This window comes from Marinitoga sp. 1137 (genome assembly GCF_001941525.1).
Lineage (GTDB): Bacteria > Thermotogota > Thermotogae > Petrotogales > Petrotogaceae > Marinitoga > Marinitoga piezophila.
This window is the reverse complement of the sequence record NZ_CP009471.1, coordinates 1,255,562-1,278,274: the sequence shown is the minus strand read 5'-3', so window position 1 is coordinate 1,278,274 and position 22,713 is coordinate 1,255,562. Positions and strand designations below refer to the sequence as shown.

17 protein-coding genes are annotated in these 22,713 nt (G+C 28.7%); 9 read left to right on the top strand and 8 right to left on the bottom strand.

Going from position 1 to position 22,713, the window contains the following annotated elements; translation table 11 throughout:
* Positions 1 to 18: 18 nt before the first annotated feature.
* The 6 genes from LN42_RS06190 (at position 19) to LN42_RS06165 (ending at position 7,940) form a co-directional block, all read left to right on the top strand.
* Positions 19 to 1,350, top strand: a complete 1,332-nt coding sequence (locus tag LN42_RS06190) for a hypothetical protein (RefSeq protein WP_014296648.1) — start codon at positions 19 to 21, stop codon at positions 1,348 to 1,350.
* 111 nt (positions 1,351 to 1,461) lie between these two features.
* Complete coding sequence (locus LN42_RS06185) at positions 1,462 to 3,003, top strand: ATP-binding protein (protein WP_014296647.1); 1,542 nt, start codon at positions 1,462 to 1,464, stop codon at positions 3,001 to 3,003.
* A 583-nt stretch (positions 3,004 to 3,586) separates the two neighbouring features.
* Positions 3,587 to 4,828, top strand: coding sequence for an ATP/GTP-binding protein (locus LN42_RS06180; protein WP_075780531.1), 1,242 nt, complete (start codon positions 3,587 to 3,589; stop codon positions 4,826 to 4,828).
* Positions 4,825 to 5,424, top strand: a complete 600-nt coding sequence (locus LN42_RS06175; protein WP_075780530.1) for an RloB family protein — start codon at positions 4,825 to 4,827, stop codon at positions 5,422 to 5,424. The genes LN42_RS06180 and LN42_RS06175 overlap by 4 nt, the downstream gene beginning before the upstream one ends.
* A 259-nt stretch (positions 5,425 to 5,683) precedes the next feature.
* Positions 5,684 to 6,127: a type II toxin-antitoxin system antitoxin SocA domain-containing protein gene (locus LN42_RS06170; protein WP_014296644.1), complete on the top strand. Its 444-nt coding sequence runs from the start codon at positions 5,684 to 5,686 to the stop codon at positions 6,125 to 6,127.
* A gap of 277 nt (positions 6,128 to 6,404) precedes the next feature.
* On the top strand, positions 6,405 to 7,940 hold the full coding sequence (locus LN42_RS06165) for an ATP-binding protein (RefSeq protein ID WP_075780529.1): 1,536 nt from the start codon (positions 6,405 to 6,407) through the stop codon (positions 7,938 to 7,940).
* A gap of 177 nt (positions 7,941 to 8,117) precedes the next feature.
* Here LN42_RS06165 and LN42_RS06160 read toward each other — a convergent pair whose 3' ends face one another.
* Positions 8,118 to 9,458 (bottom strand): FAD-dependent oxidoreductase, encoded by a 1,341-nt coding sequence (locus LN42_RS06160; RefSeq protein WP_014296642.1) that lies wholly within the window; start codon positions 9,456 to 9,458, stop codon positions 8,118 to 8,120.
* Between the two features lie 180 nt (positions 9,459 to 9,638).
* Complete coding sequence (locus LN42_RS06155; RefSeq protein WP_014296641.1) at positions 9,639 to 10,850, bottom strand: MFS transporter; 1,212 nt, start codon at positions 10,848 to 10,850, stop codon at positions 9,639 to 9,641.
* A 216-nt stretch (positions 10,851 to 11,066) separates the two neighbouring features.
* Between LN42_RS06155 and smc the strand changes: the two genes are divergently transcribed.
* Entirely contained in the window at positions 11,067 to 14,606 is a 3,540-nt protein-coding gene (smc, locus tag LN42_RS06150) for a chromosome segregation protein SMC (protein WP_075780528.1), read from the top strand.
* Positions 14,607 to 14,633: 27 nt separating this feature from the next.
* Here the strand turns inward: smc and LN42_RS11055 are convergent, their stop codons facing one another.
* From LN42_RS11055 to LN42_RS06130, 5 genes are all read right to left on the bottom strand, one after another.
* On the bottom strand, positions 14,634 to 14,804 hold the full coding sequence (locus tag LN42_RS11055) for a hypothetical protein (protein WP_175421234.1): 171 nt from the start codon (positions 14,802 to 14,804) through the stop codon (positions 14,634 to 14,636).
* 122 nt (positions 14,805 to 14,926) lie between these two features.
* The gene (locus LN42_RS06145; RefSeq protein WP_075780527.1) at positions 14,927 to 17,101 is read right to left on the bottom strand and encodes a TIM-barrel domain-containing protein; all 2,175 of its coding nucleotides are present in this window, start codon (positions 17,099 to 17,101) and stop codon (positions 14,927 to 14,929) included.
* A gap of 63 nt (positions 17,102 to 17,164) precedes the next feature.
* Positions 17,165 to 17,965 carry an RMD1 family protein gene (locus LN42_RS06140; protein ID WP_014296636.1) on the bottom strand — a complete coding sequence of 267 codons (801 nt, stop codon included), beginning with the start codon at positions 17,963 to 17,965 and terminating at the stop codon, positions 17,165 to 17,167.
* A 1-nt stretch (position 17,966) separates the two neighbouring features.
* On the bottom strand, positions 17,967 to 19,253 hold the full coding sequence (locus LN42_RS06135) for a DUF5693 family protein (RefSeq protein ID WP_075780526.1): 1,287 nt from the start codon (positions 19,251 to 19,253) through the stop codon (positions 17,967 to 17,969).
* Positions 19,254 to 19,257: 4 nt separating this feature from the next.
* Positions 19,258 to 20,145 (bottom strand): RluA family pseudouridine synthase, encoded by an 888-nt coding sequence (locus LN42_RS06130; RefSeq protein WP_075780525.1) that lies wholly within the window; start codon positions 20,143 to 20,145, stop codon positions 19,258 to 19,260.
* 63 nt (positions 20,146 to 20,208) lie between these two features.
* Here LN42_RS06130 and LN42_RS06125 point away from each other — a divergent pair, with 63 nt between their 5' ends.
* Entirely contained in the window at positions 20,209 to 20,928 is a 720-nt protein-coding gene (locus LN42_RS06125) for a hypothetical protein (protein WP_041638529.1), read from the top strand.
* 50 nt (positions 20,929 to 20,978) lie between these two features.
* Here LN42_RS06125 and LN42_RS06120 read toward each other — a convergent pair whose 3' ends face one another.
* Positions 20,979 to 21,353: a Rid family detoxifying hydrolase gene (locus LN42_RS06120; protein WP_014296632.1), complete on the bottom strand. Its 375-nt coding sequence runs from the start codon at positions 21,351 to 21,353 to the stop codon at positions 20,979 to 20,981.
* 174 nt (positions 21,354 to 21,527) lie between these two features.
* Between LN42_RS06120 and LN42_RS06115 the strand changes: the two genes are divergently transcribed.
* Entirely contained in the window at positions 21,528 to 22,700 is a 1,173-nt protein-coding gene (locus LN42_RS06115) for an MFS transporter (RefSeq protein WP_075780524.1), read from the top strand.
* The last annotated feature ends 13 nt before the right edge of the window (positions 22,701 to 22,713 follow it).

The following is a 22,713-nucleotide window of genomic DNA, read 5'->3' as shown; positions in this document are numbered from 1 at the left end:
TTTTTAGAAGGTGTTAGAATGCAAGAAATTATAGAACACAGTATTTTTCTGGAAATAATTTTAATGTGGATACTCCCTGTAATTATAGTTGAATTTTCTTTTATACGAGATAAATATGAATATTTGAACTCATATTTAACCAAAGATTTTAAAAAATTGGGGAGAGAAATATTATTTGTAGAAATTGTTAATAATATAGTATTTAGAGCAATTATAGCAATTATTATAGCCTTTTTTAGCTTGTATATTTTAGAATTGAATATAATAAAGAATTTTAATTGGGAGATTTTTAAAGGATTTATTGTCAGCTTTGTTGTAGGATCGTTTACTTTAATAGCTCTTTTTATGTCTTTTTTTGAGTATAAAAAAGAATATTCTAGTAAATTAAAAATCAAGATACTATTAGATTTAGGAATATATGTATGGTTATCTTTATTATTAATTGTATTTCTTTCAATGGAATTTTCTAAATTAAATTTTTTTGTAATATCTTTTGTTTTGGTAGAAATAGTAATTATAGCGCTTTCAATAGTTGTAGATGTATATGCTTTTCCAGAACTTTATATATATTATAATATATTAAATTATATAGATAGGGAAAAAAATAAGTATGAAAAGGGACAAATATATAAATTAAACGATAATTTTATTACAGAAGTTATTTTAAGAGAAGATTATATGTATTTTCCTTTAATTACATTTATTATGGAGAAATACTGGAATTCATGGAAAATCTTAAGTAAAAATCTTCAATTTATTACAAATAAATTTGATGCAATTAGGGTTTTTGAATTCATAAAGTTATATACGGAGTATTTATTAAATGTATATAAAGAAATTAAAATTATACATGTTTGGCAATTTGAATTTATAAAGTCATATTTATTGTATTTAATATCTTATGATTTCAAAGATAAAGAAATAAAAGAAGTTCTATATATACGAATTTTGGATTTTTTTGGATATAAACTTTCAAGTGAGAAGATATTAAAAGAAAAGATACTGTATCCTATTTTAGAAGAAATAATTGTAGCTAAATTATCAGATAACCAGAGATATGAGTGTTTTGTAAAATTTATAATTGAAAAGGAAAAAGATACAGTTTGGTCAGATGCTGTAAGTAAAAATATTGAATTGAAAATATATAGATTTTTGTATAAATATGCTTATGGGTTTGAGGTAAAAAAAGAAATAAAATCAGTACTAGATGAATATTCTTCATCATATGCAAAAGGAAAAATTAAAGGTGTCTTAGAAAGACTCAAAGAAAAAACATATTTAAATGATACAAAATTACAAAGAAAAATAGATGTTTTTATAGATGAAATTATGCAAGAATTAGATAAATGAGATAATATAAATGGAACCACCAGGGTCAAATTTTTGCCCTGGTTTTTTTGTTGGAAATGAAGGGAAACCATAATTGAATTGTGATATAATTCAATTGTGGAGGTGGAAGTGATGAAAAAACTGCCGGTAGGGATAGCGGATTATAAGGAAATAATAGAAGAAAATTATATATATGTGGATAAAACCAAATATTTATATGATTTAATAAATAGTGGAAAATTTTATTTTATGTCAAGGCCTAGGAGATTCGGAAAAAGTTTAACAGTATCAACATTTTATTACTTATTCAAAGGAGAGAAGGAATTATTTAAGGGAACATATATATATGACAAATGGGATTTTAAGGAATATCCAATAATAAAACTGGATATGTCTGATAATACGCTTACAACATATGAAGAGTTTATAGAATCATTAAATAAAATGATAGAGGATATATATGAAGATTATGAAATACCAAAGATAGAAAATAATTTACCAACGAAATTTGGAAATTTAATAAGGGTATTAAATAAAAAATATGAAGAAAAAGTGGTAATCTTAATAGATGAATATGAATCACCAATATTAGAGCATATAAACGATAAGAAAAAAGCTGAAAAGTTTAGAGGATTTTTAAGGGAATTCTATAAAAAGATAAAAACAAAGGATGCATATGTAAAATTTGTATTCATAACCGGAATAACAAAATTCACAAAAACAGGAGTATTCTCAGCATTAAATAATTTAAGCGATATATCTTTAAACAGGAAATATGGACAGATGTTTGGATATACGCAGGAAGAATTGGAATATTATTTCAAAGATTACATAAAAGAATTATCAGAAGAAATGGGAATAACAGAAAAAGAATTGCTTGAAGAAATGAAGAGATATTATAATGGTTTTTCATTTGACGGAGAACATACAGTATATAATCCATATTCAATATTGAGATTTTTTTCAGAAAAAGAATTCCAAAACTTCTGGTTTGAAAGTGGCTCACCGAGTTTTTTGTATGAGTATATAAAAGGCAAAAAGATAGAATATGAGGATTTAGTAAAAACACCAGTAAGTGCAGAAGATTTCTCAACAAGAGAAATAGAAGATGCAAAAGCAAATATCTTCTTTACGCAGGCAGGATATTTAACCTTTAAGGGAATAAAAAAATATGGATTAAAGAAAAAATATATACTGGACTATCCAAATTTTGAAGTAAAAAACAGTTTTTCAACACTAATATTAGAAGCCAATTATGGATTTAATGATGAAGAAATAAACAGGGTAAGTGAGATATATTTAAAAATAGAAGAAAATGACATAAAAGGATTAATAGAAGAAATAAAAAAGATAATAAGCGCTGTTCCGTATAATCTACACAAAAAAGAAGAAAAATATTATCACTCATTGATATTTACAATAATAGCCTCAGCAGGAATAGATGTAAAAGCAGAAGAATTGACAAATTTAGGAAGAAGCGATTTAGTAATAGACTTTGAAGACAGAATATATTTATTTGAAATAAAACTGGATCAAAGTGCAGAAGAAGCATTAAAGCAGATAAAAGAAATGAAGTATTATGAAAAGTATGCAGGAAAAGAAATATATCTCATAGGAATGAATATAAATTCTGAAAAGAGGAATATTGAGAATTATATAATTGAGAAGTTGTAAAAAAAAATAGAAGTTATCATCGCAATCAATCTCTACCAAAAACTCAAACATAATTTGAATTAAAACCAATTGCCCCATCAATCCTCCCACAGCTTCTGCTGTGGGGTTATTTGAAATCAAAATTGTGAAAATATTCTTTAGTCATTAGAATTTTCATAATTAGAAGTTGTAGTTATTTAAAGTCCCTCTCCTAATCTACCAACCCATTATAATCTCCTAAATCTCTACATACTCTTTTTCAGCCTGCAATGTATATTGTATACTAAAAGCAAGACAAAGATGAAATTGAAAAATGGTCCATAAAGGGGAAATAAAAATGTACAAAAAAAAATTCAATTTTAATGGTTATAAAAAATAATTTTTGAAAGTGATGGAATAATCTATAATAAACCAGCAGAGCCAAAAATTGACTCTGCTGGTTTTGTTATAATTGGTGAGGTTGTTTTAGAGTATAAAGTGTACATGATATATATTTTAGATATCTAAATTGAATAAAAATTTCAAATTTGACTTTTAAAATTATATAATGTATAATTTTAATATAATGAATTGTTATAAATTCCATTTTGTGAGGTGTTGTAATATGTTAATAGATTTTAGTTTTTATAATTTTAAATCATTTGCAGAAAGAACAGAATTTTCAATGGTAGCAGATGATAAAGAAGCAAAGAGTTATTTTAATGCTGAAAAATTTAAACTTTTAAAAACAGCTGCAATATATGGACCAAATGCAGGAGGAAAAAGTAATTTATTTAAAGCCTTTAAATTTTATATATATCTTATTTTAAATTCTGCGAATTTTGGATTTGAAATTCCAGATGAGAAATTTAAATTGAATAAAAAATATATAGATGAACCTATGATTTTTGAAGGAAGGTTTATAATAGATAAAATTTATTATAGATATGGGTTTTCTATAAAAGATAGAAAGATTGAAAGCGAATGGCTTTATTATAGGCCAAAAGGTCGTGAAGCCAGGATTTTTGAAAGAGATTGGCAAGAATTTAAACGAGGGAAGTTTTCAGAAGGAAAAGGTGTTGAGGAAAAGACGAAAGCAAATACTCTTTTTCTTTCGTCTTTATCTCAATGGAATAGCAAAACTGCAATTAAAATAGTAGAATTTTTTCAAAAAATTAATTTTATTTCCACAGATTTTCCAGTTGTAATTACGTTAGATTTAATGGAAAAAGGAGTTGTTAATAAAGACGAAATTTTGAATATGTTGAAAAATGCAGATATGGGAATAAATGATTTTAGAAATGAGAGAATAGAAATAAGAACAGATGAAAAAGTTGCTTTAACCCCACAAAACATGGGGATTATATCTGTAAATAATGAAAAATTATATTCAAATAAGCTTATAACATATCATCCAGTTTTTGATGAAAAAAATAATTATATAGAAAATATTGAATTTGACTTTTTAAAAGAAGAATCTGATGGAACAAAAAAATATTTTGGAATTTTAGGTCCTGTATTAGCAACATTAAAAAATGGCTCTATTTTGTTTATAGATGAACTTGATACTAGAATTCATCCATTGTTGCTAAGGACAATAATAGAACTTTTTAATTCAGAAAAAAATGAAAAGAACGCACAATTAATTTTTACGACGCATAATACACTTATTTTAAATCCAGAGTTATTTAGTAGAGATCAAATTTGGTTTGTAAGTAAAGATAAATATGGAAAATCAGAATTATACTCACTTCTTGAAATAAAAGGAGTAAGAAAAAATGCTAATTTTGAAAAAGACTATTTAAAGGGAAAATATGGAGCAATCCCATATTTAAAAAAGATATTAAAAGGGTTTGATTTAAAATGAGTAGGAAGGGATATTTTAAAAATAAAGGTAAAAGAAAAAAGGATATAAGAGAAATATTACCTTCAATACTGATAGTTTGTGAAGGAGAAAAAACCGAAAAACTTTATTTTGAAGCATTTGAAGTTCCAAATGCACATGTTAGAGTAGAAGGCGAAGGAAGAGGAGCAAATGTTTTGCTAGAAGCAGCAAGAAAATACTTAAAAAATGATGAATATGATCAAATTTGGTTAGTATTTGATAAAGATGAAGTAAAAGATCAGGATTTTAATAATGCTATAAACAAAATTGAAAGTAAGGGGTATAACGCTATTTATTCTAATCCGTGTTTTGAATTATGGTATTTGTTGCACTTTAGTTTTCAGCAATCAACTTTAAGTAAGGAAGAGTGCTTAAAAAAATTAAAATCTAGAATTCCTAAATATGAAAAAAATATTGAAGATATGTATGAAAGATTAAAAGATAAAATAGAGGTTGCTATAAAAAATGCAAAAAAATTGGAAGAACAAAAGAAAGATATAAATAGTTATTCTAAAAAAAATCCATATACAAATGTTTATAAGTTAGTAGAAGAATTAAGAAAATATGAAAGAAAATAAAATTATATGATCTGTATATTGTATACTAAAAGTAAACCAAAGATGAAATTGAACTTTTGTGTTTGTAAAATATTCTAAAAATGAGAAGTGGAATATTGAAAAAGATTTTTATAAATGGATACGATTTAACTACCGAAATGGAATTCAGAGAATTAATAAAGAAATAGTATAAAAAGTGATTATAGAAGTAGATATAAGTATTTCTATTTATTTTTATATGGTATAATAAAAGTGAAGAATTAAGTGAGAGGGTGATTATATGCAAAAAATAGAAAATAAAAATTATGCAATTATACTTGAAGTTTTAAATGAGGCAAAGACTTTAACAAAGACTAAATTAGTAAAAATCCTTTTTTTGATAGATTTATACTATAATAAGATGAGAGGAAAAAAATTAAGTACTTTAGATTATACGTTATATTTTTATGGCCCATATCCAGCGGAAATAGAAAAAATATTAGGATATCTTAAAGCTTTTGATTATATAAATTTTGAAGAAAGGTTGAGTTATGAAGGAAAACGATATTATCTTATTTCTATTTCAAAAGAATTTAAAGAGAATAAATTATTAACAGATGAAGAAAAAGCGTTTATAAAAAATGTAGTTAATAGATATTCCAGAAAAGATTTAGATGAAATATTAAAAGAAGTATATGCAATGGACAAAGTAAAAAATGGGAAATTTGGAGAGGTTATAATGTAAAATTTGGGGTGGGGTTTGTGATAGAAATAGGTGAATGGAAAAAGATTATAAAAAACATCGAACTTTTTTTTGAAGAGTAATAAATTATTAGTAAAAATAGAAACTATATGATCACCGTGGATCCTTCTAAGAGAGATTAGAATGTGGTCCACGGTATATATTTTTATATAATTCATTTTTCAAACCACCAGGGTCAAATTTTTGCCCTGGTTTTTTTGTTGGAAAGGAGGGGGTCGTAATTGAATTGTGATATAATTCAATTGTGGAGGTGGGAGTGATGAAAAAACTGCCGGTAGGGATAGCGGATTATAAGGAAATAATAGAAGAAAATTATATATATGTGGATAAAACAAAGTATTTATATGATTTAATAAATAGTGGAAAATTTTATTTTATGTCTAGGCCACGAAGATTTGGGAAGAGTTTAACAGTATCAACATTTTATTACTTATTCAAAGGAGAGAAGGAATTATTTAAGGATACATATATATATGACAAATGGGATTTTAAGGAATATCCAATAATAAGATTAAATCTATTAAAGGCGAAATCAGAAAATACAGAAAAACTCAAAGAAAGTTTAACAAAGATAATAATACAAGAAGGAAAAAGGAACGGAATAAATATAGAAGAAACAGACTATGCGTTTGCATTCGATGAATTAATAATGAAGCTATCAGAAAAAGGAAAAGTAGTAATATTAGTTGATGAATACGAAAAACCAATATTGGACAATATAAATAAAAAAGAAAAAGCGGAAAGCAATAGAGAAATATTGAGAGATTTTTATACAACAATAAAAGCGAATGATGAACATATAAGATTTGTCTTCATAACCGGAATAACAAAATTTACCAAAACAGGAGTATTCTCAGCATTAAACAATTTAAACGATATATCATTAGATACAGCATATTCACAAATGTTTGGATATACCCAGGAAGAGTTAGAATATTATTTTAAAGAACATATAGAAAAAACGGCAAAAAAGTTTGGAATAACAAAAAAAGAATTATTAGAGGAAATGAAAAGATATTATAATGGATTCTCATTTGATGGAGAACATACAGTATATAATCCATATTCAATATTGAGATTTTTTTCAGAAAAAGAATTCCAAAACTTCTGGTTTGAAAGTGGCTCACCGAGTTTTTTGTATGAGTATATAAAAGGCAAAAAGATAGAATATGAGGATTTAGTAAAAACACCAGTAAGTGCAGAAGATTTCTCAACAAGAGAAATAGAAGATGCAAAAGCAAATATCTTCTTTACGCAGGCAGGATATTTAACCTTTAAGGGAATAAAAAAATATGGATTAAAGAAAAAATATATACTGGACTATCCAAATTTTGAAGTAAAAAACAGTTTTTCAACACTAATATTAGAAGCCAATTATGGATTTAATGATGAAGAAATAAACAGGGTAAGTGAGATATATTTAAAAATAGAAGAAAATGACATAAAAGGATTAATAGAAGAAATAAAAAAGATAATAAGCGCTGTTCCGTATAATCTACACAAAAAAGAAGAAAAATATTATCACTCATTGATATTTACAATAATAGCCTCAGCAGGAATAGATGTAAAAGCAGAAGAATTGACAAACTTAGGAAGAAGTGATTTAGTAATAGATTTTGACGACAGGATATATTTATTTGAGATAAAACTGGATCAAAGTAGCGACGAAGCATTAAAACAAATAAAAGAAATGAAATACTATGAAAAATACAGCGGAAAAGAAATATATCTCATAGGAATGAATATAAATTCAGAAAAAAGGAATATTGAGGAATATATAATTGAGAAGTTATAAAAAAATACCATGGATCCTTCTAAGAAAGATTAGAATGTGGTCCACGGTATATATTTTTATATAATTCATTTTTCAAACCACCAGGGTCAAATTTTTGCCCTGGTTTTTTGTTGAGGATGAAAAGGAAGTTACAATAATAAATACAGCCCCTTTAAGGGGCTGTATTTATTATTGTATTTACATTTGTGAAAAAGCCTGTTCTGCTGCTACTGAGAGTGGATATACAGTTGGAGCTGCTGTTAATAATGGGTGTGTACCTATTTGCATTGTCATAATGTCCTGAACAGTAACTTCTTTTTGAATTGCTAAACTGATAATATTTATCATTTCACCTATACTCTTTCCGCCAGCCATTTGAGCTCCTAATAATAATCCACTTTCTTTTGAGAATATTAATTTTAATACGATTTTTGAAGCATCTGCAAATTTACCAGGATGTCTGTCCATAACTTCCGCTTTTCCTACAACTATATCGAAACCTTCCTGTTTTGCAACTGCTTCTGTAATTCCTGCTGCAGCAAATGCTTTGCCTCCAATTACTGTTGAATATGCGTTTAATGAGCCTTTGTTTGTTCTTAATACTCTTAATTTGTAAAGGTTGGATGCTGCAATTCTTGCATCAAAAACAGCTGCTGATGCGAGCATAAGTCTTGATGGTTTTCCTGTGAAGTAATCTTTGTGTTGTACACAGTCTCCTGCTGCGTAAATGTCAGCTACTGATGTTCTCATGTAATCATCTGTTTCAATGTATCCAAGATCTGTAATTTTTAAACCCATTTTCTTTCCAATTTCAACATTTGGCTTATAACCTGTAGCGAGTATTACAACATCTGCAGGTATTTCTTCTCCACCATCAAGAACAACCTTTTCAACTTTTCCGTTTCCTGCGATTTCTTTTACTTTTGAATTCAATAATACTTTTACATTATCGCTTTCAATTTCTTCACGGGCAATTTCTCCAAAATCTTTGTCAAATGATGCTGGTAATAAATAATCTCTTGCTTCTATTAATGTAACGTTTTTACCGGCTTTTTTGATTTCATCTGCAACTTCAACACCGATAAATCCACCGCCGATAATTACCACATTTTTAGCATCTTTGAGTTTTTCGTGAACTGTTTCGAGATAAAAGTGATCCTTTGGAATTGTTAGTACATTTTCAAGTTCATTTCCAGGAATTGGAGCTCTAAATGGAGTTGAACCTGTTGCGATAATTAATTTTTCATATTCAAATGTTTTTCCGCTTTTTGTTGATATTGTTTTCTTTTCTGCATCACCGTCTATAACTTCATCAATTAATAAATCAATTCCCATAGCTTTGAATTTTTCTTCAATTCCCATATAGTCTTTTTCTACACCACCAAGTGTGTGAAAGATATATGGTATTCCACATGGAACTAATTCTTTGTCTAATTTTTTGATAACAAGTACCTTTTTGTCTTTGTAGATTTTTTTTGAAGTCATTGCTGCAACGAGTCCAGCTGCACTTCCACCAATAACAATAATGTCGTATTTCATAATATCCCTCCTAAAAAAGTTATAATTTTCACTTTATTTTTGGTATTTTTATCCTTTACATTATTAATTATATCACAAATCATATATCTATTGAAAAAATATATATGTATTTTCTTTTAAATTTAGATTAAAAGAGAATTAGAGAATTAGAAAATTAAAAAATTAGAACATTAGAAAGTTCTAATGTTCTAATTTCATCTGATTTAAGAAATATAAGCTTGAGTATATCATTATAGCTACAAAGATGAATACGTTAATAAAACCAACGTGTTTTATAATTGCGCCAATTATTAATGGGAGTAATGCTGTTACAAAGTTTAAAGCTCCTGAGATTCCAACGTATAATGCTCTGTTATGATGATCGCTGATTTCTATTAAAACACCTTCAAATGTCATTTGACGGGCACTTATTGCAATTCCCGTTAGCAGGAATAATGTTGAGTATAATAATGGTGATGTTTTGCTTAATATTAATGCAAGTATTGGGATTAAACCTCCAATTGCTATACAGTATTTCAATATTTTTTTGTAGCCTTTTTTATGTAATAATGGTCCCCAGACGAAACTTGATAAAACTATTCCTATCATTTGTAATAACAGGAAGTTTCCAACCATTTTGTCTGAAAGGGTAAATGTGTTTTTGGCAAGTAATACATAAAATGGTATTATTATTAAACCAAAACCTGTTAAATTGCTAAAGATAACGTAATTTAGGAGATTTTTATCCCTTGAAAGTATTGTAGGAATATTTTTTATTATTTCCATGAAAGAAGGGAATTCCCTTTTTACTTCAAATTTTTCTTCTTTGATTAGCCAGAATCCAAGTGAGGCTATGAACAGTGAAAATGAAGCTATGAGAAACATGTTTGAGTAATTGTGTGGATATTCGAATTTATTTAATATATACTTTGCTAAGAATGCGCTTAATAGTGCAAAGGAACTTCTGGATATTTGCCTGAAGCTCATGAATTTTCTTTGCAAGTCCTTTGGTATAGATTTTCCAAGTAAATCGGTGTAACTTACACCTGCAAATACACCGCTAAATGAGAATATAGAAATTATAATAATAATCAGGGTTAACAGTGTTTTTTCTGATAATGGAGAGATTAATAATAAACCTATTGCTAATAATGAAAAGATTCTAAGGTATATTCCTGTTAATAGATATGGTTTTTTTAGAGGTTTTGAAACGAGAAACCCTGCAAAGAATAATTGTGCTAAGAGTGGAATTCCAACAGAGATTGCTGTGACAAGACCGAGCAGGAATTCACCGCCTCCTGCTTGAAGGATTAATGAGGAGACTACGGTGTTTACTTCGATGAATGAGCTTGCTATTGCGAGGAATATTGCGTGCCAGATGAATGCGTAGAAGTTTCGTTTGACGTTTTGCATATAGATACCTCCGATATATAGTCTTTTTATATTATTATATCAAAAAAAGTTCGAAAAGAAAACTAAGTTGGGAATTTTCAAGGATCAGCAATTGAGTCGCATGAACGAACCTTTTTATGAATGTTTTCTTGATTTTTGATTTAATTTTTATTTGTTATTATTGCACAAAATTTTTATGATATAATAGTTTTAGTAATAAGTTAGGGGGCGAAGTGGTTGAAGTTACTTGAGTTGAGGATAAAAGGGTTTAAGAGTTTTGTAAAAAATACAACATTAAATCTTGATGCAAATATTGTTAGTATTGTTGGACCAAATGGTTCAGGAAAATCGAATATTGTGGATGCCATAAGATGGCTATTGGGCGAACAATCCTCAAAGCAAATGCGTATAGAGGAGAAGTTTGATGTTATTTTTAGTGGGACTGAAAAGTTGCCTCCTGCCAAAAAGGCTGAGGTGTTTATAAAGATAGAGGATGATGAGGGAAGGATAAGAACTCTTGGTAAGATTCTTTCTGCTGATGGGAAGATACAATATAAGATTGATAATAGAAATGCCCGATTGAAGGATTTAATTGAGGTAATGGGTGGTGCAGGTGTTGGTAAGTCCTTTTATTCTATTATTGGTCAGGATCAGGTTAAGGAATTAATAGCAGCTCCTTCTGAATTGTTAAGAGCGCTTATTGAGGATGCTGCTGGAATAAAGGTTTATCTTGATAAAAAGGAAATAGCTTTGAGAATGCTTGAACAGACAAAGGAGAATCTTGAAAGATTAAACGATATATTGTATGAGGTTGAGAAAAGGGTTAGATCATTGTCAAACAGAGCATCGAGAGCTAAGAAATATGTTGAGTATAATAAGGAATTAAAGGAAATAGGGGTTAAGTATTTTGGTGCCAAGAATATAAAGATAAGCGAGAAAATACAGGAGATTGAGAATAAGATTCTTGAGAATAAGTCAGAGGTTAAGGAATTGCTTGCTAAGAGTTTTGAGGTTGAGAGGTTATACAGGGAATTAAAGGCGGAGATAGAAGAGAAGGATGAAAAGCTTTCTGCATATGGAGAAAAACTGGAAAACTTCAAACAACGTCTTGATTCATATGAAAAGATGAAAACACATCTTGAGGATGAATTGAAACAATTAAATTCAGCCATTGTTGAAAATAGCTGGGAAAAGACGAAGTTTGAAGAGGATTATGCCAGAAATAAAAAGAGATTTGAAGAAATTAGGAATTTAATAGAAAAATATGAAAATGAATTGAGTAAATTAAATGAAGAGATTACAGAGGTTGAAAATGAAAAGAAAGAGATAGAGGCTTCTATTTCTGAAGAGATGAATAAGCTAACTTCTTTGAAAGAGAAATTAAAGCGATTAATTGAAGAAAGAAAAGAATATGAAAAAACTAAAAATGAGTTAATAAGCGAGCAGGGGAGTAAGGATGAGCGATTGAAGTTTTTGAAGACTGAAAAGGAAAATTATGCAAAGAAGATAGAGGAATTAGAGGAAAAATTAAAAGTTCTTGAAAAGGATCTTGAGCATTATTCTAAAAAAGAAAAGGAATTAATGGATCAGATTGAAGAAAAGAAAAGTGAAACAGAAGAGCTGCATAGGAGCGTTTCGGAAACATATGAATATCTTCAAAAGTTAAGACGTGAAGAGGATTTAACAAAAAGAAAGATAGAGAATTTAAAACTGCAGATTTCGGATTATGAAGGGTTTTCATATGCAATAAAAAAACTGTTTGAGGCGTTTCATAATGATGAAAATATTGTGGATGTGGTTTTGAATTTAATAGAGGTACCTGAAGAGTTGGAAACGGCTATTACCACAATTGCAGGTTTTAGACTTCAAAATGTGGTTATAAAACGCTCTTCACAGGTGTCTTCATATATAAAATATTTAAAAGCAGAAAGAGCTGGAAGAGTTACATTTTTGCCTCTTGATTTGATTAATTCAAATTTAAGAAGGGTAAAAGAGCTGGAATATGAACCAGGATTTTATGGCTATGCGGTAGATCTGGTAAGTTATGATCCAGAATATGAAAAGGTTATAAAATATGTGTTTGGTAATTCAATAATTGTTGATAGGCTTGAAACAGCACTGGAAATTAAAAATCGAATGAAGAATGTGTCGCTTACAATTGCAACTGTTTCTGGAGAGATAATAAACACATCTGGTGCAATTACAGGTGGTGCTTCAAAAAACAATAATCAAACACTTCTTCTTTCAAGAAAGAGAGAATTAGCTGAGCTTGAAGAGTCATTGAAGGAAATAGAAGAAGAAATTTCTTTAAATGAAAAAAATTTGGAAAAGGTGGAATATAATTATAAGCGTTCAACTGTGGAGCTTAAAAAATTGGAAGAGAAGTTAAATGAGATAAGATATAATCATTTAAATGGAAAGAATTCATATAAGGATTTTAAAAAGGAATATTCCAATGCAAAACATGGGTATGAAGAGGTGTTGAGCAGAATAGATACATTTGAAGATAGGATAAATGAAATAGAGGAAGAATTGAAGGAACTGGAAATAAAAATAAACGATAATGTTGATTTGCAAAAGAAAATAGAAATTGAAATAGAGGAAATAGAAAAGAGCAATAAGACAATAGATAATGAGCTCAGGAAGAAGATTGCAAGATTGGATGAATTGAATTTGCATAAGAATTCTGTATTGTCAAAGATTTCAGAATATGAAAAGGAAAGAAATGAAGTAAAGAATAATTTGAGAAGCATAGAAAATCATCTTGAATCACTTGAGAATAAGTTTAAGCAGTTAAAGAATGAGATGGAACAAAAAAGCAAAGAGTTAGAAGATTATGAAGAGGAAATTAAAAGAATTAATGAGGAAATGAATGAGGCATTTCAAATGCTTAAAAAGAGTAGAGAAGGTAAGAAAGAGAAGTTTGAGGAATTGGAACAATATGAAAAGCTTAGAAATGAAATAAAGGATAAGATAGATGATTTGAAGAATGCTGCGCATGAGCTGGATTTAGAGAAACAAAATCTTATTCATGAAAAGGACTTTTTATTTGAAAAGGCAAAGAATATGGGAATTGATACAGAAGAATTTGTTTTTGAAAATTTAAACGATATGGAAATTATGGCACTTGAAAGGCGTATTGAGGATATTAAAAAGGCTTTAAAACATATTGGAAGTGTTGATCTTGCTGTTTTAGATGAATATGAAATGGTGAAAAAGGATCTTGATGATAGATATAAGCAAAAAGAGGATATTTTAAAGTCTATTAAGACATTACAGGAAGGTATTGATAAGATAGATCAGGAAGCAGAGGAGAAATATTTAAAGACATTTAATTTTGTAAATGAAAAGTTTGGTGAGTTTATTAAAGAATTATTTGTTGGCGGCGATGGATTGTTGAAGATGTTTGGTGAAGGAAAGGCTTTTGAAAAAGGTGTGGAAATTTCCGTTAAAAAGCCAGGAAGGAATTTCCAGAAATTGCAATTGTTTTCTGGTGGAGAGAAAGCTTTGATAACTTCAGCTTTCCTTTTTGCACTTATGAATGTGAATCCTAGCCCATTTTATGTGCTTGATGAAATTGATGCGCCGCTTGATGATATAAATGCAGGAAAACTGGCGAAGTTAATAAGGAAACATGCTGATAAGACACAGTTTTTGGTTATTACACATAATAAATTGATGATGGAAATTGCCGATATTTTCCATGGAATTACTATGAGAGATGGCGTTACTCATGTTGTTCCAGTAGACTTTAAATTTATGGAGAATCTTAACTAAAAAAATTCCCCCATCCGGGGGAATTTTTTATGTAAAAAGTAATTTTAATTTTTCTACACCCTCTTTCTCTTTTTCAGGTGAGACTAAATTTTTATCAATTTTTATAGGTTTAGAAGTTTTTTCTAATATTTTAATAAAACTTTCTACTTCCTTTTTGCTTTTTAATATAAAATCTTTATTAAAGGATGATGTTGCCATATTATTCACCTCGCTTCACAAATGAAACCTTATATTAATTATACAGTAAATACAAATATTTTTCAAGCTATTTAGAATGTTCAACTCTAAAAAAAGTTCAAATATTTAATTATGGTAGCAAACTATAAAGAAAGAGTAAAAACTACTTTCTCATTATTTTCATTATAAATCTCAAATTTTATTCTTTTTAAGGAAGTTTCGAATTTTTCACTTTCATCTTTTTCAACTTCAAAGTCATATCCATTTTTATTCTTGATTACAGTAATCTTTATTTTTGCATAATTGCCTTCTTTAAATGCAAAGCTTTCTCCATCATCTTCAAAATAGATGAATTCCGCTTTGTCAGTTACAAAACCTATAACGATAATTTCTTCCGTTGCTTTTTCATCAACATAATTTAATTTTTCTTCGTTTAATACGATTAATGAATTTTCTTTTATAAACACAGGTATTTCATTTAATCCCGCTTTTATGTAATGTGTTCCTGGGTTTAAAACTTCTACATTTCTTTCTTTAAAATCAGAAAGTTTCCAGTATAACCATTTATTTTCAGGTAAATATACAAAACGACCTTTTGCATTAGGCTGTATTATTGGTGCAGCCATTAAGGATTTTCCAACCATGAATTGATCTTCTATTTCAAAGGAAGTTTCATCGTCGTTATAATGCAAGAATAGAGGTGAAATAAAAGGTGTTAATTCTTCAATTGAATTGAAGAATTCAGAATAAAGATATGGGATTAAGGCATATCTAAACTCTATGATTTTTTTCATTATATTTTCAATATTTTCGTCAAAAGCCCATGGTTCCTGGTGACGGGTTCCAAGAGCTGAGTGATTTCTGTATAATGGTGAGAAAACTCCAAGTTGCATCCATCTAATAACTAATTCCGGTGACGCATTGCTGCCAAATCCGCCTATATCAGCGCCGGTATAGAAGAATCCTGCCATGTTTAATGAGAGGAGCATTCTTATATTTACGAGCATATGTTCCCACCAGGACATATTATCGCCCATCCATATGGTGGCTATTCTATGATGTCCGGCATAGCTGCTTCTTGATAATAATAAATATCTTTTATCTGGAATAAGTTCATTAAATCCTTCAACTGTAGCTTTTGCCATATAATAACCATATAGATTATGTAATTCTTCATTTGAGAATTTTCCATAAGGGGTATTATGATAGAATTCGCTGTAATATTCCCTTTTGTTTGAAAGAGCGTTTATTCCGTCTTTTATTCCAAAGAACTCCAGACCTATTTCTTTGTTTAGCATTTCATTTATTTCTTTAAGATATTTTTTTAAAGCGTCTGGAACGAAGAAAATTGATGGTTCATTCATATCATTCCAGAATGAGTATATTCCAAGATCTGTGAATAATTTATATTTTCTTCCCCACCATTTTCTAACTTCTGGATTTAAAAAGTCTGGAAAATGTGTGAATCCAGGCCATACTGTTGCTACAAAGTCTTTTCCATCTTTGTCTTTACAAAAATATCCTTTTTCTTTTCCTTCTTCATAGACGTCATATCCTTTTTCGATTTTTACACCTGGGTCAACTATGGGAACGAGTTTAAATCCTTTTTCTTTCATTTCTTTCATAAATTTATCGAAGTCTGGAAATTTGTTTTCATCGATGGTAAAGACTTTAAAGTCTTTCATATAATCAATATCCATATATATTGCATCACATGGAATTTCTTTTTTTCTAAAGTTTTCAGCGACTTCTTTTATTGTTTTAGCATCAGGGTAACTCCATCGGCATTGTTGATATCCAAAAGCCCATTTTGGAGGAATATATGGTGTTCCCGTTAGCTTTAAATATTCTTTGATAATTTCAATATTGTTTTGTGAGTTGAATATGTATAAATCAAAATTGTTTGATGGGATTGTGATTTCCATTATGTCGTGTTTTGTAAATCCTATGTCAAATATTATTTCTGATGGATAATCAATAAAGAGTCCAAATTTGTTGTTGACTATTAAGAAAGGGTGAGAACCATATAATGACTCTTTTTCCGGTGTGTGTAAAGGGTCATCTGTTGCATATAGTTTATAGCGTTTTCCCCTTTTGTTTAATCCTCCAAGTGTTTGTCCTAAACCGTATATACGGTCTTCTTCATTGAGCTGGAATTTTAATGTGAAAATTGTGTCGTTTTTTTCAAAAGAAAAGAAGGGGAGTTGTTCTGTTTCGGTGAAATTAAGCGATTTTTTGTCGAGTGTTACAGCGTCTGTTTCAAATGGTGTTCCGAATCTATATAATGTTGTAAAATTTAAAAGATTGGCTTTTAGCATTTTTGTTCTCCTTTCAATGATGGTTTTTATTGTTGATTGAGAAAAATAAATGCTTGGATTTTATTAGATGTGCAAGAATGCCATGACGATTTCCAGGACAATTAGGACAACAATGAGAAATTCGAGAAAATTGGCTCTTGAGCCTTCGCTTATTTCGTTTAATACAGTGTAAGTTTCCAGTGCATAATCTAATTTATGCGAAAGGTTTTTATATCTTCTTTTTAACTCAAAAAATCTTGCAAGTGATTCATATAATTCGTCGTATAGATTCCATTCCCAGGTAATGGACGGTTTATCAAGAATCATAATATCAGATATTATTTCATGTCTTGTTTTTACAAGATTTAATGTTTTTCCTATTACAATATTCCTTATTATTGGCAAAAATGCTTTGAATTTTTTGTATCTATATATAGTTTTTTCTATTTCATCTTCAAGCTCGTCCGAAAGTTGTTCATATCGTTCTAATGCCACACTTTGGGATATGGTCAATGATATTAATGAAAGAACTTCCTGAGTAATGAATTCTTCTTTTATGAATAATGTTTCTATGTTGTAGTCAATATAAAAGTTTCCCTTTATATTATTATCGATTTTTATGATTAATTCATCTTCTAAAACCGTTTTATATTCTTCTTCTATTAATTTTTCCAGATAGACTATAAAATCCTTTATTTCCTTGTCGGTGAAATCAAAAAATACAAAGGTTCCAAATTGATAAACATGTACGTTTTTTTGATTATAGTTTAATATTAATGGCATTTCCCATTTTGTGATGACTGGCAATTGCAATTTTGCAGCTATAAGTGCAATGTCTATATTTTTTCCAGCATCAATAGCCTTTATTCTTATTTCATTTCCCATTTTATTCACCCCGATTATATATTAGTTTATACACGATAATTCTAAGTAAAACTATAATAATTCCTGCAATAACAAAAGCATTTATTGTTCTCAATACACCAAGGTATAGCGGTGTTTGAAAGTGTAAAAAGGTGTCTATTATTGAGACAAATACTATAGATTGCCCTATATTCCAGAATATTTTAAAGAATTCTGTTGGTGGTTTTGTGAAGATGAAAGTGTATCCCAGTAATTCTTTAAATCTCGGTCTGGCAATTAGATATTTTTCAAGCAAATCCCTTATTTTTCTTTCTGTCATTGTGGAAATGCCAAAATTTCCGCTTCTGAGGATATAATAGATAAATACTATCCCAAGGATTATTGAAGAGAGAATTATGTCTTTTTTCTTTAATTTAAAGTTTTTTATCTGGACTATAAATAGTATAAATGGAAGGGTAATGAGTAATAATTTAATACCTCTAATAACAGAAATTTTATAGATGTATAAATAACTGTATCCTGAAGAGTAGATTAATATACCAATTAGTATATTAAACAAAACAGCTTTTATATATGCTTTGTCTTTTTCAAAATGATTTTTCCATTTTATCCATGAAATAAAGGAAAAAAATATCGCTGCAAATACATACGACCAGGGGTTAAAGTAAAAATATAATATAGCATATATTATTGAAAACAACGGTATATATATTGCTCCAAAAGCTAAAAGAACTGCAGCTGAGATAATATCAAAGTATTCAGGAATATTTTCCAATGGCAATATATAATCTTTATGATTTTTCATTCTTTTTTCTATGGCATTTATTATTTCAGATCTGTTTTTATGTTCTGGAATATAGAAAAGGTTTATTCTTCTTTCATTAAACGCTCTCCAATACCGTTGAACAACCTGTTCTGTATCGTATTTATCCATTTCCTTTGGTTTTATATAATGAGCATATCTTATTTTTTTTAATTCGTCATCTGAAAGATAGATTTTATATCTGTCAAAGATGAAGCCGAAGTCTGAAAACTCGGCAACTATTATATTATTGAATCTATGGACTATATTTTTAAAGTCATCCAAAGTTATATTGGTGGAATTTTCGCTTATTAGGATATAATCCTGATATTTGTAATATTCCACAACCTTTTCCCCAATCTTTATTGATTGGGTTTTTAATCTGGAGTTATCAATGATATGATATCCTCTGGATAAGAATTTATAATCATTATATGAGATATAGATAAAGCTAAAAACTGCATAGAATATGGTTATATAGAATATAAGCGTTTTAAGATTTTTCAAAAGCTTATCGCTCCAATCTGTTTAAAACCTTTTTTAAATCGTCAGTTAGTTCCGCCATTAATGTATAACGTTTGTTTTTGTAATCAAATTCAAGGTAATATGAGTGCAGGAAGTATCTTTTTAGTCCTACAAATCTTTTTAATATCTTATTTTTTTCAAAATCACCATATATATTATCACCTGCAACAGGCGAGCCGATATTTGCAAATTGCCTTCTTATTTGATGTTTTCTTCCTGTTTTTAATTCAATGTCAACAAGGGATAACGGTATGTTTTTTATTCTGTATGTATTTAAGACATCATAATATAATACAGCTTTTTTATCGTCAAGTATGTCCTCTAATTTATTTTTTTCTCCTTTTAATTTTCCTAAAACTAATGCCTGATATTTCTTCAATATATTTCTTCCTCTGATTATTTCTGTTAATTCTCGTGCAATTTGTTTGTTTTTAGCTATTACAAGAACGCCAGATGTATGTTTGTCAAGTCTATGAACAAGATGTGGTTCAAATTCGCCATTTGCATAATGTAAAACACCTTCTATTATTGTAACCTTTTCTTCTCCTGTTCCAGGATGCACTGAAACTCCATTTGGTTTGTTTATTGCAAGGATATTTTTATCTTCAAATATTATTTCCAGGTCTAAAGGTCTTGGCAATATGCTTTTTTCCTTTTTTCTTTCTTCAAGAGGACCGTTATATCTAATTTCAACTTTGTCACCTATATTCAAAACGAAATCCTGTTTTTTTACCCTTTTTCCGTTTACATATACAAAACCTTTTCTGAGTAATTTGTATATAAACCCGAGTTTTAGATTTTCATAGTTATTTCTTAAGAATTTATCCAATCTTTTATAATAATTTCCTTCTTTTACAATTATAGATTTTTGCATATTTTACTCTCCTTTTTGGTATAATATATATTAAGTTATAAAATTATAAATGGGGTGATGATTTTGTATAAAGAAATACTTTCTACGTTATATACATTTCTTGGAAAAAATATAGTAGAAGAAGAAAAAAAGGTAAAGAGCGAGATTTTTGATAAATTAACAACAAAAGATGATTTTTATGAGATTCTTGAATATTTAAAGAGCGAAACCTTTCCTGAGGAAGTGGAAAGAAAATTCCTCTCATTATTTATTATATCATTATTTGAGCGATTAAGAATAGCAGCTGATATGGAAAATGAAGTTTTAATATATGGAAATGAGAAAATTAACATGAAAAACTTAAATCTTGATAAGAGTATTGTGGAGATAGAACCGTTTTTGTATGAGATGATAGAATTGATAGAATATGAAAATTTACCAACAGAAATATTATTTGGGATTTTGTCAAATGACCTTGCAATACGGATTAAATATTTTAAGGAATTGATAAAAGGGTCAAAGGTTATGGAAGAGAAATGGTCAGAGAATGAATTAAAAGGTCTTGTGAATTCGTTGACTGATTCTACCAGAGAATTTTTAAGATATATGGTTAAAGTTGGAAGTTCTTCGAAAGATGAGATTATAAAAGAGTTAAACTTGAAGGATTCGCGTTCCATTTCTGCATTTACGAGCGCTATTTCGAGAAATTCGCCTCATAATAAGGAGAAGATTATATATGGTGAGAAAGGAAAGATATATTTAAACGGAAAGTATAGGGAAATATTAAACAAAATACTTGCATAATAAAATACCCGGAATTAATTGAAATTCCGGGTATTTATTTTAATTAAAAATTATGCTTCAGCAATAGCTTCTATTTCTATATCTGCGCCCTTTGGTAATGCTGCAACCTGTATAGCTGCTCTTGCTGGTTTATGGCCGTTGAAGAAGTCGCCATAAGCTTTATTAAATTCATCGAATTTTGAAAGGTCTGTCATAAATACATTAACCTTCACAATTTTATTTACACTGCTTCCAGCGCTTTCGAGAATGTTTTTGATATTGTTTAAAATTGTTGTTGTTGCTTTTGCAATATCGCCTTTTATAAATTCTCCTGTTTCAACGTCTACAGGAAGCTGTCCTGAAACGAAGATGAAACCATTGCTTTTTACTGCTATTGAATATGGTCCTACTGCTTTTGGTGCATTTTCTGGATTTAATAATTCCATTTTAATTCCCCCTTCTAAGAAAAATTTTTCACGCTTTTATTATAACATATATTCTTAGTAAAGCAAACTATAATTTTTAGGAAGATTTTAATTTCGGTTTAACATTAAGAGGGATTTTTTGTAGTATACTATAATAAACTTTGTTAGTTTTACGAATTAATTTGGAGGTATAAGATGAAAAAGCTATTGTTTTATACAGTTTTAACAGGACTTGCTGAATCTATATATAGGGTAGTTTTTAATCTTTTTTTAAGGGATATTGGTTATACCAATTCATTTATAAGCCATATTACTTCACTTGAAATGATTGGTTCAGCAATTCTTGGATTGTTCATAGGAATTGCCGGAGATAAATTTGGAAAAAAGATTATGTTGTTAATTTCCTCATTGGTATTTACAACAATTTTATTATTCAGAGTATTTCATCCCTCTGAAAATATATTATTGCTTACGGCCTTTTTAAATGGTGGCTTTTTAACTTCAAGGATGATTTTATTAAATTCATTAATAGTTGATATTACCACACATGAAAACAGAGGGAAGTATTTTGGATATAATTTTGGTCTTGTAATGGGAAGTGGTCTTGTTGGTAATTTAATTGGCGGAACAATGGGCGAGTTTTTAGGGCTTGGAAATGCGTTAGTTTTTACAGCGATGCTTCATCTTTCTTCAAATATATTTTTGATTTTTATTCATGAAAGCGAACACAGACAGACTTTGCGTTTAAAGGATTTATTTAATTTAAAGGATTTTGATAAGTTGCAATATCATATAGTAAAGATACATTTAATAAGAACCTTTTTAATAGGATTTGGTGCGGGATTATTTGTGAATTTTGGGAATATTATATTTAAGGACCTGTTTAATTTACAACCTACTATGATAGGAGCAGCTCTTGCTTTTGCGCAGTTTGGCGCAGCGGTAGGATCGATATTTTCATCGAAAATATCGAGAAAAATCGGTGCTTATCAATTTTCGCTTATTATGAATATCCTTGTTATACCGTTGATTATCTCCTTTGCTTTTGTTAGGGATCCTTATGCATTTACGGTATTATATGCTTTGAGGTTTTCGTTTATGAATATGACTAATCCGGTATCGACCACTATTGTAATGAGTTATATTCCACAAAAAAAGGTTACTACTATTAGCAGTATAAGAAATTTTTTGAATTTTATTTCACGTTCTCTTGCAGCTGTTGTTTTTGGATTTATAACTTCATTGAGTAATGGATATACATATCTATTTCTTGTGAGTTCGGTGTTTTATATAATTTCTCTTTATTTCTTAATAGAATTATTTAGACCTATAAAAAAGGATAAAATATTCTTGAATTTGTATAAATAATAAAATCCCCTTT

What these genes read in the sequence shown, in the direction of transcription:
- LN42_RS06190 (WP_014296648.1), top strand. Translation starts at nt 19, where the DNA reads ATGCAAGAAATTATAGAACACAGTATTTTTCTGGAAATAATTTTAATG.
- LN42_RS06185 (WP_014296647.1), top strand. Translation starts at nt 1,462, where the DNA reads ATGAAAAAACTGCCGGTAGGGATAGCGGATTATAAGGAAATAATAGAA.
- LN42_RS06180 (WP_075780531.1), top strand. Translation starts at nt 3,587, where the DNA reads ATGTTAATAGATTTTAGTTTTTATAATTTTAAATCATTTGCAGAAAGA.
- LN42_RS06175 (WP_075780530.1), top strand. Translation starts at nt 4,825, where the DNA reads ATGAGTAGGAAGGGATATTTTAAAAATAAAGGTAAAAGAAAAAAGGAT.
- LN42_RS06170 (WP_014296644.1), top strand. Translation starts at nt 5,684, where the DNA reads ATGCAAAAAATAGAAAATAAAAATTATGCAATTATACTTGAAGTTTTA.
- LN42_RS06165 (WP_075780529.1), top strand. Translation starts at nt 6,405, where the DNA reads ATGAAAAAACTGCCGGTAGGGATAGCGGATTATAAGGAAATAATAGAA.
- LN42_RS06160 (WP_014296642.1), bottom strand. Translation starts at nt 9,458, where the DNA reads ATGAAATACGACATTATTGTTATTGGTGGAAGTGCAGCTGGACTCGTT.
- LN42_RS06155 (WP_014296641.1), bottom strand. Translation starts at nt 10,850, where the DNA reads ATGCAAAACGTCAAACGAAACTTCTACGCATTCATCTGGCACGCAATA.
- LN42_RS11055 (WP_175421234.1), bottom strand. Translation starts at nt 14,804, where the DNA reads ATGGCAACATCATCCTTTAATAAAGATTTTATATTAAAAAGCAAAAAG.
- LN42_RS06145 (WP_075780527.1), bottom strand. Translation starts at nt 17,101, where the DNA reads ATGCTAAAAGCCAATCTTTTAAATTTTACAACATTATATAGATTCGGA.
- LN42_RS06140 (WP_014296636.1), bottom strand. Translation starts at nt 17,965, where the DNA reads ATGGGAAATGAAATAAGAATAAAGGCTATTGATGCTGGAAAAAATATA.
- LN42_RS06130 (WP_075780525.1), bottom strand. Translation starts at nt 20,145, where the DNA reads ATGCAAAAATCTATAATTGTAAAAGAAGGAAATTATTATAAAAGATTG.
- LN42_RS06120 (WP_014296632.1), bottom strand. Translation starts at nt 21,353, where the DNA reads ATGGAATTATTAAATCCAGAAAATGCACCAAAAGCAGTAGGACCATAT.
- LN42_RS06115 (WP_075780524.1), top strand. Translation starts at nt 21,528, where the DNA reads ATGAAAAAGCTATTGTTTTATACAGTTTTAACAGGACTTGCTGAATCT.